General features: G+C 36.5%; 12 protein-coding genes. 4 read left to right on the forward strand and 8 right to left on the reverse strand.

The features are described from left to right. Positions 1 to 55: 55 nt before the first annotated feature. A complete protein-coding gene (locus AC3IS6_RS06670) occupies positions 56 to 1,303 on the reverse strand; it encodes an efflux RND transporter periplasmic adaptor subunit (protein ID WP_489164199.1) in 1,248 nt (415 codons plus the stop codon). A 158-nt stretch (positions 1,304 to 1,461) separates the two neighbouring features. Between AC3IS6_RS06670 and AC3IS6_RS06675 the strand changes: the two genes are divergently transcribed. Next, the gene (locus AC3IS6_RS06675) at positions 1,462 to 2,808 is read left to right on the forward strand and encodes a sigma-54-dependent transcriptional regulator (RefSeq protein WP_489164200.1); all 1,347 of its coding nucleotides are present in this window, start codon (positions 1,462 to 1,464) and stop codon (positions 2,806 to 2,808) included. 67 nt (positions 2,809 to 2,875) lie between these two features. Continuing rightward, a complete protein-coding gene (locus AC3IS6_RS06680) occupies positions 2,876 to 4,201 on the forward strand; it encodes a sensor histidine kinase (RefSeq protein WP_489164201.1) in 1,326 nt (441 codons plus the stop codon). Between the two features lie 165 nt (positions 4,202 to 4,366). Here the strand turns inward: AC3IS6_RS06680 and AC3IS6_RS06685 are convergent, their stop codons facing one another. From AC3IS6_RS06685 to AC3IS6_RS06705, 5 genes are all read right to left on the reverse strand, one after another. Further along, positions 4,367 to 4,693 (reverse strand): MGMT family protein, encoded by a 327-nt coding sequence (locus AC3IS6_RS06685; RefSeq protein WP_489164202.1) that lies wholly within the window; start codon positions 4,691 to 4,693, stop codon positions 4,367 to 4,369. Between the two features lie 163 nt (positions 4,694 to 4,856). Next, the gene (locus AC3IS6_RS06690; RefSeq protein WP_173964830.1) at positions 4,857 to 5,492 is read right to left on the reverse strand and encodes a LysE family transporter; all 636 of its coding nucleotides are present in this window, start codon (positions 5,490 to 5,492) and stop codon (positions 4,857 to 4,859) included. A gap of 41 nt (positions 5,493 to 5,533) precedes the next feature. Further along, positions 5,534 to 6,211, reverse strand: coding sequence for a tRNA (guanosine(46)-N7)-methyltransferase TrmB (trmB, locus tag AC3IS6_RS06695; protein WP_173964829.1), 678 nt, complete (start codon positions 6,209 to 6,211; stop codon positions 5,534 to 5,536). Between the two features lie 297 nt (positions 6,212 to 6,508). Further along, positions 6,509 to 7,891, reverse strand: coding sequence for an ammonium transporter (locus AC3IS6_RS06700; RefSeq protein ID WP_489164203.1), 1,383 nt, complete (start codon positions 7,889 to 7,891; stop codon positions 6,509 to 6,511). A gap of 262 nt (positions 7,892 to 8,153) precedes the next feature. Continuing rightward, on the reverse strand, positions 8,154 to 8,645 hold the full coding sequence (locus AC3IS6_RS06705; RefSeq protein ID WP_173964827.1) for a nuclear transport factor 2 family protein: 492 nt from the start codon (positions 8,643 to 8,645) through the stop codon (positions 8,154 to 8,156). A 212-nt stretch (positions 8,646 to 8,857) separates the two neighbouring features. Between AC3IS6_RS06705 and AC3IS6_RS06710 the strand changes: the two genes are divergently transcribed. Then, the gene (locus AC3IS6_RS06710) at positions 8,858 to 9,529 is read left to right on the forward strand and encodes a hypothetical protein (protein WP_489164204.1); all 672 of its coding nucleotides are present in this window, start codon (positions 8,858 to 8,860) and stop codon (positions 9,527 to 9,529) included. Positions 9,530 to 9,837: 308 nt separating this feature from the next. On the opposite strand, the gene wrbA is transcribed toward AC3IS6_RS06710, so the two are convergent. Beyond that, positions 9,838 to 10,998 carry an NAD(P)H:quinone oxidoreductase gene (wrbA, locus tag AC3IS6_RS06715; RefSeq protein ID WP_489164205.1) on the reverse strand — a complete coding sequence of 387 codons (1,161 nt, stop codon included), beginning with the start codon at positions 10,996 to 10,998 and terminating at the stop codon, positions 9,838 to 9,840. Positions 10,999 to 11,729: 731 nt separating this feature from the next. Between wrbA and AC3IS6_RS06720 the strand changes: the two genes are divergently transcribed. Further along, a complete protein-coding gene (locus AC3IS6_RS06720) occupies positions 11,730 to 12,386 on the forward strand; it encodes an NAD(P)H-binding protein (protein ID WP_489164206.1) in 657 nt (218 codons plus the stop codon). Between the two features lie 54 nt (positions 12,387 to 12,440). On the opposite strand, the gene AC3IS6_RS06725 is transcribed toward AC3IS6_RS06720, so the two are convergent. Then, positions 12,441 to 12,755 carry an HPF/RaiA family ribosome-associated protein gene (locus AC3IS6_RS06725; protein WP_489164207.1) on the reverse strand — a complete coding sequence of 105 codons (315 nt, stop codon included), beginning with the start codon at positions 12,753 to 12,755 and terminating at the stop codon, positions 12,441 to 12,443. Positions 12,756 to 12,990: the final 235 nt, after the last annotated feature.

Consider the following 12,990-nt stretch of genomic DNA (forward strand, 5'->3'; position numbering starts at 1 on the left):
TTAATTGTGAAATGTGAAATGTAAACTGAGAACTGCGACTGAGAACTAAAAACTCCTACTGAGAGCGATTAATCGATAATTCTTCAATGTCTTTATAATCGGTATAAGATGAAGTAATAACCGATTCTCCTTCTTTTAAGCCTTCCAGTACTTCATAATACGATGGGTTTTCTCTGCCTAGTTTTATGTTTCTTCTTTCTGCTTTATTTCCTTTTACTACAAAGATCCATTTTCCTGCTGTTTCCTGATTGAAACTTCCTTTTGGAACAACAAGTGTTTTGTTTTTTCCGGACAGAATCAGTTTTACACCAAAACTAAGTCCGTCCTGTAAAGTGATGCTTTCTTTGGAGACAAAAGCCAGCTCGACTGTAAAATGTCCGCTTTTTACTTCCGGAATCACTTTCGTAACCAAAACTTCCAGATTTTTTCCTTGAAACTCTACCTGACCTTTTAGGCCTTCGCGCACTTTTTCGAGATAAAATTCATCTACATCAGCGGTCAATTTATAACCCTGCTTAGAATCTATTTTTCCGATACTTTCGCCTGCCTGAAAAGTTTTTCCCAAAACAGGTTGAAAAGAAGTCAGTCTGCCTGATTCCGGTGCTGTGATCAAAAAGTTCTTTTTGTTGTTTCTTAAAATATCCAGACTTTTCTCCATGGTTTGGATCGAACGGTTGATTTGAGAAATCTGAATCTGATTGGTTTGTTTTTCTTTTTGGATACTTTGCTGAATCGTTCTTTTGCGTTCGTCCTGAAAACGCAGGCTCTCTTTAAAATTATTCCAGTCATTTTTCGAAATCACATCTTTTTCAAACAATTTCGCGTTCATATCGTACAGCCTTTTGGCATCATTATAATCGTGTTCGATTAAAACCAGGTCTTTGTTTAAGCTTAATTCCTGATTTCTAATGTTCAGTTTTCCAGTGTTTAGATTGTTAATTTGCTCGATAATTGCTGTTTCCTGAGTTAGATAGTTCAGTTCTGTGTTTGGATTGAACAAGCGGGCTAAAGACTGACCTTTGGTTACCGTTGCACCATTTTCAACAAAAATCTCTTTTACAGATCCACCCTCGGTAACATTCACAAGCATTACATTAAGAGGTTCTACTTTGGCCTGAAAAACAACGAAATCTTCAAAGAAAGCTTTTTCGACTTTTTGAATACTCAGTTCATCTGCTTTTACATTCAGACTTCTTTTGGTATTAAACGAGAAAAATACGATTGTAGCCAAAACTAAAAAAACTCCAATTGCTATTGTGAGATATCTAAATTTTCTATTTTTACGAGGAATTAACTTGTCCATTTCTTTTAATAATTTACTGATTACCAATAGGTAAATACTGTGCCATAAAAATTATTATTTGTAAAGCATTGATTTTAAAGAAGCTTTAAAAAACATCCAAAATAGAAGTGTTCGAAAATGAACAGTTGACCGTTCAGAATCGGACAAAAAAAGACAGCATGCGAAAAAAACAAGCCCAAATATTAATCGTTGACGATCAGGAAGAAATTCTTTTTTCGGCAAAAATGATCCTCAAAAAACATTTTGAAACCATTTTTACGACAAACAGTCCCAAAAAAATCATTTCAATTTTAAGTGAAAATGAAATAAATGTGGTTTTGTTAGACATGAATTACCGGATTGGTTTTGAAGACGGACGTGAAGGAATTCATTGGCTGAAGGAAATAAAAACACTTTCGCCACAGACGATTGTGATCTTAATGACTGCTTTTGGTAAAATTGATACCGCAGTTGAAGGAATCAAGATTGGGGCTTTCGATTATGTTTTGAAACCCTGGAACAATGAAAAATTACTAGAGATCATTGATAAGGCGGTGACGGAGAGCCGAAAAAACAGCAAAAAAGAAATCGTAGAAAAAACGAGCAAAAGTTATTTTACAGGCACTTCCTTAAAAATTAAACAAGCCTATTCGATTGCCGAAAGAGTAGCAAAAACGGATGCCAACGTTTTGATATTGGGTGAAAACGGAACCGGAAAATATGTTTTTGCAGAGTATATTCATCTGAATTCAGAACGTAAAACGCACCCTTTTGTACATGTCGATCTGGGTTCGTTGAGTGATAATTTATTCGAAAGCGAACTTTTTGGTTATGCCAAAGGAGCTTTTACAGATGCTAAAATCGATACTGCCGGAAGATTTGAAACGGCATCAGGAGGGACTATCTTTCTGGACGAAATAGGGAATATTCCGCTGCATTTGCAATCTAAGTTGCTCCACGTTTTGCAAACTAAAACCGTAACCCGCTTGGGAGAGAGCAGAGCAAGACCGCTAAATGTAAGGATTATTGCCGCTACCAATGCCGATATAAAAGCAGAGGTGAAAAATAAAATGTTTCGTGAAGATTTGCTATACCGTATCAACACGATGGAGATTTACTTGCCTTCTTTACGCGAACGAAAAGACGATATTGTCCCAATGGCTTATTTTATTCTGGATAAGATTGCCGAAAAATACAATCAGGAAAATTGGCGTTTTGATGATAATGTTGGCCCTTATCTGGAGAAATATCCGTGGAAAGGAAATATTCGGGAGCTGGAGAATAAAATCGAACGTGCTTTAATTTTAGCCGATAACCAGACCATTTCGGTGACCAATCTGGATATTTTGGATTTCGAAGAATTTCAGGAAAATGATGAAAATCCGTTGTCTGAAATGGAAAGAAGTGCTATCGAAAAAACATTGTTTAAAAACAACGGAAACATCAGTAAAACAGCCGAAGAACTAGGATTGTCAAGAGCAGCTTTGTACAGAAGAATTGAAAAATACGATTTAAAGAATACCTAAACTCAAAAGCGGTTTGAGGCAAACCTTAAGGAATGTTTTTTAAGCTGCGGGACCAAAAAATAAATTAATGAAGAACTGGAAATTTTATAACGCTTTGTTTGCAAGGATTCTGCTGGTCATGATCCCCTTTTTCTTTTGTGTCTTTCTGATTTACAAAGCGCTTTATTACAATGCGCTTCTCGTTGGTTTTGTAGTTTTTCTATTATTAGCCGAAATGTACTTCTTCGTTAAAAAACAATCTTTGTTTTACGACAAAATGCTTCTTTCGATCTTGCAGAATGATTTTTCGAATAGTTTCCCCGAAGAACACAAAGAAGATAATTTCAGAAATCTGTTTTTACTCTATGATAAGTTAAAGTTTCAACGACAGGAGCAGATTTCAAAAGAGCGTATCTATCAGTCTATTTTGAATAACATTGATACTGCTACCTTAATTCTCGAGAAAGGAGATGAGGATTGGGATCTTTTTTTAATGAACGATTGCTTTTCAGACTTATTTAAAGTGCCAAAAGTAAGTCAATGGAAATATCTTAAAAATTACCTGCCTTCTCTTTGTGAGGAAATTGAAAAAACAGGTTTTACAGAATTGAAATCGGCTATTTCCATTAAAATTGAAGATCAGGATTTACAGACTTTTATACTTCAAACCTCACATACAAAGACGTACGACAAAGAATATTTTATTATTTTACTGGACAGTATTCAGCGTGTGATTGAAAAAAAGGAGAAGGAAGCCTGGATTAATCTGATGAAGATTATCTCGCACGAGTTAATGAATTCGTTAACGCCAATTCGCGCGCTTTCGCAGAATTTACTTCAAATAGTAGATCAGGAAGAATTGCAAGAGGATGATTTTGATGATATTAAAAGCAGTATTTCGACCATTATCAATCGAAGCGATCATTTGCAGGCCTTTGTAGAAAACTATCGAAAACTGGCTATGCTGCCAACTCCTACAAAAAAAATGACGCGTATAAATGTTCTTTTTGAAGATTGTCTTCGGGTGATGAGTCCGATTTTAAAAGCGGAAAATGTTGAATTGGTAAACGAAATCAATAGTTCGAGATCGATTTTGATAGATAAAAGTCAGATGGAACAGGTGATTATTAATTTAATCACGAATAGTATTTATGCCCTGAAAGAAAAGAATGAAAAGAAAATGTTTTTGTCGGCTTATACTGAAAACAGTCGTTTTTTTATTACCATTTCGGATAACGGAAAAGGGATCGATACAGCGATCAGAGATAAAGTTTTTCTGCCGTTTTTTACCACCAGAAAAGATGGTGCCGGAATTGGACTAACGCTTTCTAAAAATATCATCGAAGCGCATGGAGGCTATTTGAGTTATCAAACCGATGAAGACAGAACCAGTTTTGTGATTTGTCTGATTTAGTTAAGATATCAAAAAGTAAATAGTACGAAATATACGGTTCGCACAATCAAATTATGATTGTCATCTTTGGACTTTAAGATGCAGAAGGAAGACGGGTGCAGAGCCGTTTGGAACTAAATCTTGTGTCCCTTGCGCTTTCATTGCGTTCTTTGCGGTTAAAAAAATTTAAAGTTCGATTTTCGGCTGCCAGAAGTGTTTTTCAAAATCTATAATCTGATTGTCTATAACTTCGACGCCTTCGTTTTCGAGTAGCTGCTGCATTAAATTGGTTCCGTCAAAATGATGTTTTCCGGTTAGCAGGCCTTTTCTGTTTACAACACGGTGTGCCGGAACGTCATCCATGTTATGACAGGCATTCATTGCCCAGCCTACCATTCGGGCAGAACGGGCGGTTCCTAAGGCTTTGGCAATTGCACCGTAAGAAGTTACTTTTCCGTGTGGAATTTGTCTGGCAATCGCATAAACTCTTTCAAAAAAATTATCTTCAGCCATAGATTGATTTTTGCCACAGATTAAAATGATTAAGGGATTTTTGTCCGCTTTATTAGTGCATCGGCATGAAAATTATAGTATTTTCATCATGATAAAATTAATCATTTTGAAATTTTATAATCGTAATAACAAGAAATCTTTTTAATTAGTACTTTATGTTTTCCTAACTGAAATAATAATTCAAAATGTTAAAAAGCGTCAGGAGAGCTATTAATCCTGTGATGCTTCCAATAATTGTATTCATGTTTCGCATCAGATAATCTGTTTTTTTCTCGATTCGCCCAAAGAAACCGATGTAGCTGTATAGTGCAGCAAATGAACCTAAAACAGATCCAAATACAAAGGTAAAAATGATGTTGTTTTCGAATACAAAAAGGTGATAAGAAGCCAAAGTAACACTTACAACCACATAATACGGAATCGGGAAAAAGTTCAGTCCGGAAAGCAGCATTCCTAAAAAGAAACGGCTTTTTTTACTGCTCTTTTTAATCTTCGATTTTTTGGCTTTGGGTTCTTTAGCGATAAACAAAAAGTAAATCGTTAAAACAGAGAAAATAGCAAATCCTACTTCACGCAACAAGGTCACCACATCCGGGCGATTGTCGATAACCTGTGCAAATAAAACGGCTAAAGAAACCTGAAAAAAGATAACCAATACGGCTCCGGCAACAAACCATAAGGCATTTTTTTTACCCTCTTTCAAATTTACTTTGGCTGCAGTCATGTTGATCAGACCTGGAGGAATAATCCCAATGAAAGCAGCAAGAAAACCTGAAAGTAATGGGGTAAGTAATGCCATTCAGTTGTTTAATGGGTTTGAAAAACGTTTTTGAAACTAAATTAGTCTTTAATTTTGAAACGAATATACGTAATTGCCTTATTAATTTCTAAATATTGTTTCTCATAAAAAGTTTGGAATGCAGTAACTTCTTCCGGGCTTCCCTCGTTTTTATACACATTGTGATTTGCGTATAAAACTTCGTGACCTTCACCGTGAAGTAACCCTAGGGTATAACCGTGCATAAATTCGCTGTCGGTTTTTAAGTTAACGACACCGTCTTTTTTAAGGATTTTTTTATACAGTTTCAAAAACTCCGAATTGGTCATACGGTGTTTTGTTCTTTTGTATTTGATTTGCGGATCCGGAAAAGTAATCCAGATTTCGTCTACCTCATGGTCTGCAAAAATATGATTGATCAGTTCGATTTGAGTTCGAACAAATGCAACATTATGTAATCCGTTTTCTACAGCGGTTTTAGCACCTCTCCAGAAACGGGCTCCTTTAATATCAATTCCAATAAAATTTTTGTTTGGATATCTTTCTGCTAATCCAACAGAATATTCTCCTTTTCCACATCCTAATTCTAAAACTAATGGATTGTCATTTTTAAAGAAATCAGAATTCCATTTTCCTTTCAAAGGCATTAAATCACCTACAACTTCTTCTCTGGTTGGTTGAAAAACGTTTTGAAATGTTTCGTTTTCTCTGAATCTTTTTAGTTTATTTTTACTTCCCACTTTTACAAAAATTTTCAGCAAAATTAAGGAATATAAACGAATTGAATACAGGTCGTATGTTTTTAAATTTTTTGTTGCAAATTTTGAGAATTCTTCAAGTTTTAAATTTTTAGAAAGAATCCGTTTTTATCAGCGTTTTTGCGATAGCAAACCCGTATAATCAGCGTCTAATTTTGCGTGACCTTTGTACACGGATCAAACCGATTCGCTATCGCGAAGACACAGATTGAGCACGGATTTTTTAAGTTTTAAAATAAAAAAAATCATTTTAATCCTTTTAATCTGTGGCAAAATAAATTATCCGTAATGCGGTTCTGTAATAGGTTTTAATTTTGGATCAAGTGTTTCATCGTGTTGAGATAAATCCAATCCGATATGTTCGTTCTCTTCAGAAACACGCAGCGGAATAATAAAATTGGTCACTTTGAACAGGAAATAGGCTCCGAAGAAAGTAAAGATCGAAACCAAAACCAATGCCATCATGTGATGTGCAAATACATTCCATCCTCCGTGTAGTAAACTTGCGTCTTCGCCATGGGCAAAAACGGCGGTTAAAATCATTCCCATAATGCCGCCAACACCGTGACAGGCAAAAACGTCAAGTGTATCATCGAATTTTTTCGAGAAACGACAATTTACAACCGAATTAGAAACCAAAGCCGTTACAAATCCAAAAAACATACTTTCAGGAACCGATACAAATCCGGCAGCCGGTGTTATGGCAACCAGACCTACAACAGCTCCAATGCAGGCACCAAGAGCAGACACTTTTCTGCCGTTCATTCGGTCAAAGAAAACCCAGGTTAACATGGCTGCTGCTGATGAGGTTGTGGTGGTAGCGAAAGCCATAGCGGCTGTTCCGTTGGCAGCAAGAGCAGAGCCGGCATTGAATCCGAACCATCCAAACCATAACATTCCGGTTCCTAACAATACAAACGGAATGTTGGTTGGAATATGTAAACTGTTTTTTCTTTTTCCTAAAACCAGTACTCCCGCCAAAGCGGCAAAGCCGGAACTCATGTGTACGACTGTTCCTCCTGCAAAATCTTTCACACCAAAATAACTTCCCAAAATACCTGTTGGATACCAAACGGCATGGCATAAAGGAGCATAGATGAAAAGAGTAAACAGACTGATGAAAATTAAATACGATATAAAACGAACGCGCTCTGCAAAGGATCCGGTAATAATTGCCGGAGCGATAATTGCAAACTTCATTTGAAACAAAGCAAAAAGCATAAACGGAATCGTACTTGCCAATTGTTTATGAGGCAGAACCCCCACATAATCCATAAAAGCAAAAGTAGTTGGGTTTCCAAAGAAACTATAAAAATGGCCTCCCAAGTTAAGTCCTACAGGATCGCCAAAAGCCAGACTAAAGGCAACCACAACCCACAGAAGTGTTACAACCCCTAAACAGATAAAACTCTGTAACATGGTCGAAATCACATTCTTCTTACCGACCATTCCGCCGTAAAAAAACGATAATCCCGGGGTCATGATCAAAACCAGGCAGCAGGAGGTTAGCATCCAGGCAACATCGGCAGGAACGATATGATCGGTTGTGCCAAATTCAGCTAATACATAACTATTTTCGGTTACAGTTGGCCAAAAGGCACCGGTAATGCATACAATACTTATAATAATAAAGGAAATGATCCAGCGTTTTTCTATTTTCATTTTTCAGATACTTTATTTAGCCCTATTTTTTATAGGGTCAAAGTTATGAAAAAATGAATATTCTGTATTACAGGGCTTTAAAAATAGAGGTACGAGTTGTATTTTAGTTAATTTTATAAAATCCAATCCGTTTTTTTGAGAGTATCTTATTTTACACTTCCAAAAAATGGGCAAAATTGTCAATTGTATTATAATGAAATCGCCACTACATCCTCTAAAGTGCTAGAAAAGTTAGGATTATAAAAAGAAAGTTCGAAAATGTTTATTTTTTTTGAAGCTTTGCAATAAAAACGTCCTCAATTGGTGCTTTAATTTTGATCGCAGCATCCACTTCTTCATTAGGAACCGTCATCGATAAAACATAGTGCTGAATTTTCCAGTCTTTCCCTACTTTAACCAAAACTCCTGATCCGCGACAAATTTTCATCTGAGTGTTTAGCAATTCGTCAAACCAGGCAATTTTTCCGGTTTTGTCAAAAAAGATATGACGTTCTAATGCTTTAAAATTCCAGGCAGTTCCTTTGTCAAAATAAGGTTTTGCCCAAACTTTAAAATCTTTTTTGTTCCAGTTTTCCGTAGCATCAGTTCCAATGAAAATCGCATCATCGGCCATTAAATCAAAATAAGCATCAAATTTTACCTCACCGGCAGCTTTGTGCCAGGCATCGATAGTTTGGTTGACTTTGTCTTTTTCAGAAGTTTGCGCGTTTGCAAAAGCAGTAACGAATAACAGGAGTAAAATGGATTTTTTCATAATGAGGTTTGTTTTGGATTTAAAGTTAGCAAAAAATATAGTTTAATCTCGCAAAGACGCAGAGCCGCAAAGTTTTTATTTTAAAACCTGCACGAAACATTAACTTTGCGTCTTCGTGAGTCCAATTCACCAGGCAAAACTTAAATTATCTTACATCACTTATGTGTTATAATATGATTTAGTATATTTGATAGTTTTTAAATCGATACATCATGAATCCAAAAATACTTATCAGCTCATTAGTACTCACCTCAGTCTTTTTAACTTCTTGTAAAAAGGAATTAGAGCCTCAGGAAAACACACCAAATTCTGAATTGGTAAAACTGGGATTGGCAAAGGATACGGCAAAAGTAAATTCAGTTGTTCAGCCTCAGGCTCCTGTAACCGCAAATCCAAATACAGTTTTGAGTGCCAATGGCGGAATGAATCCTGCACACGGGCAACCCGGACATCGCTGTGACATTGCAGTTGGCGCGCCATTAAATTCGGCTCCAACACAAGGGCAAACAGCAACTGTACAGCCTGCGCAAACGGTTCAGGTAAAACCGGGACAACAAAATGTGGTGACTACGACAACTGTCGCACCGGCAAAAGTGGCTAAAGGAATGAATCCTGCTCACGGACAACCAGGACATCGATGCGATATTCCGGTTGGAGCACCTTTAAATTCTCCTGTAGCGGCCAAACAGCCTGCCGCCGCCAATACAGCTCAAAGCGGATCTTCTTCACAAACCTTTACCGTAACGCCACCCGCAACAGACAATGCTGTGCCGGCTTTGTTAAGTACAGAAACGGCAACTGTAGCCGACGGAAAGAATCCTGCACATGGAAAACCGGGGCATCGCTGCGATATTGCAGTTGGGGCGCCATTACCAAAATCATAAGGAAGTCGAGAATTGTATAAATAATAATCTGGGCGTGCCACCAATATAAAAAGGGGCTGACTATTGCAATCGCTTAGTCGCCCCTTTTTATATTGCTGTTGGGCTTTCGCTGCTACTTCGGTAGCTTAGCTCTATCCCTCACGCGAAAAACTAGGTTGTATTATAAAATATGGGTAATCCTTATGAGCGATGTTATTAAGCTAAGTTTTTTTAAACACAATCCCTTTGCGATTTCAAAGCAAAGCGTAATTCACGAAATTTTGTGGTCTTTGCGTAATTCTTTGCGAACTTTGCGGTAAAATTTTCCTTTATTCAATTTCAAAAATCGCCTGAATTTCAACAGCAGAATTTATCGGTAACGAAGCCGCTCCAATGGTTGCTCTGGCGTGTTTTCCTTTTTCTCCAAAAACCAAAGCCGTCAGGTTTGAAGCCGAATTCATAAGGGCTGCATGTTGCGTATATTCCGGAGTGGTATTAAAATATCCTGTTAACTGTACGCACTGTTTTACTTTGTTCAAATCGCCACCGCAAGCTTCTTTCAAAACGGCCATTACATTTAGCATTGTTTGATACGTAGCTTCTTTGGCCTGATCATCCGTAACCGTTGTGCCAACTTTACCTGGATTTAAAATCTTACCATCTTTTAAAGCCACCTGATTAATGTATACTTTATGATCTGAAATCGTAAACGGAACATAATTTCCAACTGGTTTAGGAGCTTCAGGAAGTACAATATTATTGTCTTTTAATGTTTTGTTGATATCGCTTTTAGTTTCAATGGCAGTAGTTTTGATTACTTTACCACTTTCGGTGTTTTTCAATCCCGAAGCCACTCTCGCCAACGCTTTTCCTTGCTCTTTAGCCAAGTTCAATTCGCTTTGTGACGGACGTGTTCCAACAGATCCGGCCAATGAAGTAGCTCCAAACGGAGTATTTCCTTGTGGAACTGTTTTGTCCAAAGTGGCCGTTCCCATGATTCCGGTAGGCACGATCACCATTCCGTGAGACGCAAGAATATTCCAGAACGATAAAATCGCAGCTTCTTTTCCTGCTCCAGATCCTGCCGACATAAATACAGTGGCTGGTTTTCCTTCTAAAGCTCTTGAAGTCCAAAGCGGAATACTCTGACCGAAGAAGTAATTCATATCGGCACTAATATTTGCAAAGTGAACAGGGCTTCCAAAAGCGATTCCGTCATAATTGGCCAATTCTTCGATAGTTGCAATGGGTAATTTTTCTACATCAGCATTCAATTTTTCTTTCGGATTGATCGAAGGAACACGTTTTAGAATTGCTTTTGTATTAGCATATTCCTGAACTCCTTCGGCAATAGATTTGGCCATTTTATAAGTTCCGCCATTTTGAGAATAAATCAAAACCAGCACATTTGTTTCAGATGATTTTACTTGCGCATTTACGCCAAAGCCTATAAATACCGCGATTAATAATCCGAGTAGTTGCTTTTTCATGAGGGTAATTTTTAATAATTTGTAATGGATAATCTCAATTAAGAAGCTTTTTATTTAAAAAAAACAAGTTCTTCTTTTGGGACTGCAAAATTACTTCTTACAATATCAAAAAGCGTTATTATTATGTTAATCGTGTTTTGCTTTGCGTTGTTTGTTGTCGATGTTTTAACAAATCGTGAGTGTGAAAAACTTTTAAAGTGGGCTGAAAGCCCTAAAAGCAATAGCGTAATGCAACGCACTGCGAATTAAATCAAGAGTTGAAATTGCCCTGAAAGGGCAACAGCAAATAGGCAATAAAGATTAAGGAAAACCGCAGTTTCTCATAAAAAATACTGTAAAAATAGAATAAATGTTCCCTTTGAAATTAGGCTTTCGCCCTTTCAGAGCTTAAAATAAAAATCATCTTCATTCATAGTGCTTCGCATCATGCTGTTGCTATAACTCTTTCAGATCCACATATTCTGAATGTTTATAGTCACAGATTAAAGACTAGAAGAAATCTGCGTGAAAAATATTTAAACACATAGAAACATAGGATTTAAAAATGAATAAAAAAGACTTAAATACAAATCAAGATTTGGCACATAGCTATGTGTATTTAAACAAATGAAATGCCTTTTTTTAAGTTTGCAAAATCTATGTTTCTATGTGTTTAAAAACTCAGCCCAAAAAGTTTATGTATAAAGTAAGCCTATAAATTTCTAACTTCGAGGAAACAAATCGCCTTACTTATGAAAAAAGCAATTCTGTACGGAGCAAGTGGACTAGTAGGCTCTTATATTCTTGAAAATCTGTTGAACAACAATAACTACGAACAAGTAATAATTGTAGTAAGGAAAGATTTAAACATCCAGCACCCAAAACTAAAGACGCTGATAGGTGATTTTAATTCCTTACCCAAAGTGGTGAAGGACATTCAAGCCGATGAAGTTTTTATCGCTCTCGGTACCACACAAAAGAAAACGCCCGATAAAAAGTTATACTATCAAATCGATCACGATTACCCGATTCTGGCAGCAAAACTGGCGAAAGAAAACGGAGCAAGGGCAGTTTTTCTGGTTTCGGCACTTGGTGCAAATGCAAAATCGTCGATATTTTATACCAAATTAAAAGGAGAAACCGAACAAGGGATCATCAGTCTGAATTTAGAGCATACTTATATCTTTCGTCCTTCGATGATTTTGGGAGACCGAAAAGAGAGCCGACCTATGGAAAAAGTATTCATTGGAATATTCAAATTGATCAATCCGTTGTTTGTGGGAGGGCTAAATAAATATAGAGGAATAGAGGCTGAAGATATTGCCAAAGCAATGGTAAAAAGCGCAGATCAATTAGATCAGAAAGTAAAAATAGTACACTGGGAAGAAATGACGGCTTTGCTAAAATAGAAAATGGCCTTATCCGGATTAGAGATAAGGCCATTTTTATGGATGATATATAAATTAATACGCTTTCATTTTTTCGAAAGTAGTAGTAAGAGATTTTTTTGCTTTCGCCAATGCACCGATAAAAGCTTTTTCGAGTGTATCGGCATGTTCTGTAACAGTTACTGGTTGTAATTTTGCAGTACGAACTTCAATCACACATTTTTTATCGTTTAAGCTAAATTTCTCTCCGTTTTCATCGCCAAAATGTACTTCGACGCGGGTTATTTTTTCCTCAAAACGCGCTAAACCTTTTTCTAATTCGCCAGAGAAATAAGCTTCTAATCTTTCGTGTCCTTCGATGTTCTTGTCGGTATTGATCTGAATTTTCATATGGGTTTATATTTAATGATTGTTTCTCAAAGCTATCTTTTTTTAAATAAAAACACAAGTAGGTTAATAAAACATTAAGAAAATAATTATGCTTTTTTTGTCATTTCGAAGAATGAGAAATCACACAAGTAACTCCGCAAAGTTTGTCCTTTCAGAAAATGAATAATCTCATCAATATTGTCAAACTGGGCGAAGCCAAACACAAACAGTCTATTAAGTTAAAAACTAAGAAAAT

Source organism: Flavobacterium sp. KH_035 (genome assembly GCF_057839565.1).

Bases quoted from the DNA above. Each gene is read 5' to 3' on its own strand.
- AC3IS6_RS06690 (WP_173964830.1), bottom strand. From the start codon at position 5,492: ATGGCATTACTTACCCCATTACTTTCAGGTTTTCTTGCTGCTTTCATT.
- AC3IS6_RS06670 (WP_489164199.1), bottom strand. From the start codon at position 1,303: ATGGACAAGTTAATTCCTCGTAAAAATAGAAAATTTAGATATCTCACA.
- AC3IS6_RS06720 (WP_489164206.1), top strand. From the start codon at position 11,730: ATGAAAAAAGCAATTCTGTACGGAGCAAGTGGACTAGTAGGCTCTTAT.
- AC3IS6_RS06675 (WP_489164200.1), top strand. From the start codon at position 1,462: ATGCGAAAAAAACAAGCCCAAATATTAATCGTTGACGATCAGGAAGAA.
- AC3IS6_RS06685 (WP_489164202.1), bottom strand. From the start codon at position 4,693: ATGGCTGAAGATAATTTTTTTGAAAGAGTTTATGCGATTGCCAGACAA.
- AC3IS6_RS06700 (WP_489164203.1), bottom strand. From the start codon at position 7,891: ATGAAAATAGAAAAACGCTGGATCATTTCCTTTATTATTATAAGTATT.
- AC3IS6_RS06705 (WP_173964827.1), bottom strand. From the start codon at position 8,645: ATGAAAAAATCCATTTTACTCCTGTTATTCGTTACTGCTTTTGCAAAC.
- AC3IS6_RS06710 (WP_489164204.1), top strand. From the start codon at position 8,858: ATGAATCCAAAAATACTTATCAGCTCATTAGTACTCACCTCAGTCTTT.
- AC3IS6_RS06725 (WP_489164207.1), bottom strand. From the start codon at position 12,755: ATGAAAATTCAGATCAATACCGACAAGAACATCGAAGGACACGAAAGA.
- wrbA (WP_489164205.1), bottom strand. From the start codon at position 10,998: ATGAAAAAGCAACTACTCGGATTATTAATCGCGGTATTTATAGGCTTT.
- AC3IS6_RS06680 (WP_489164201.1), top strand. From the start codon at position 2,876: ATGAAGAACTGGAAATTTTATAACGCTTTGTTTGCAAGGATTCTGCTG.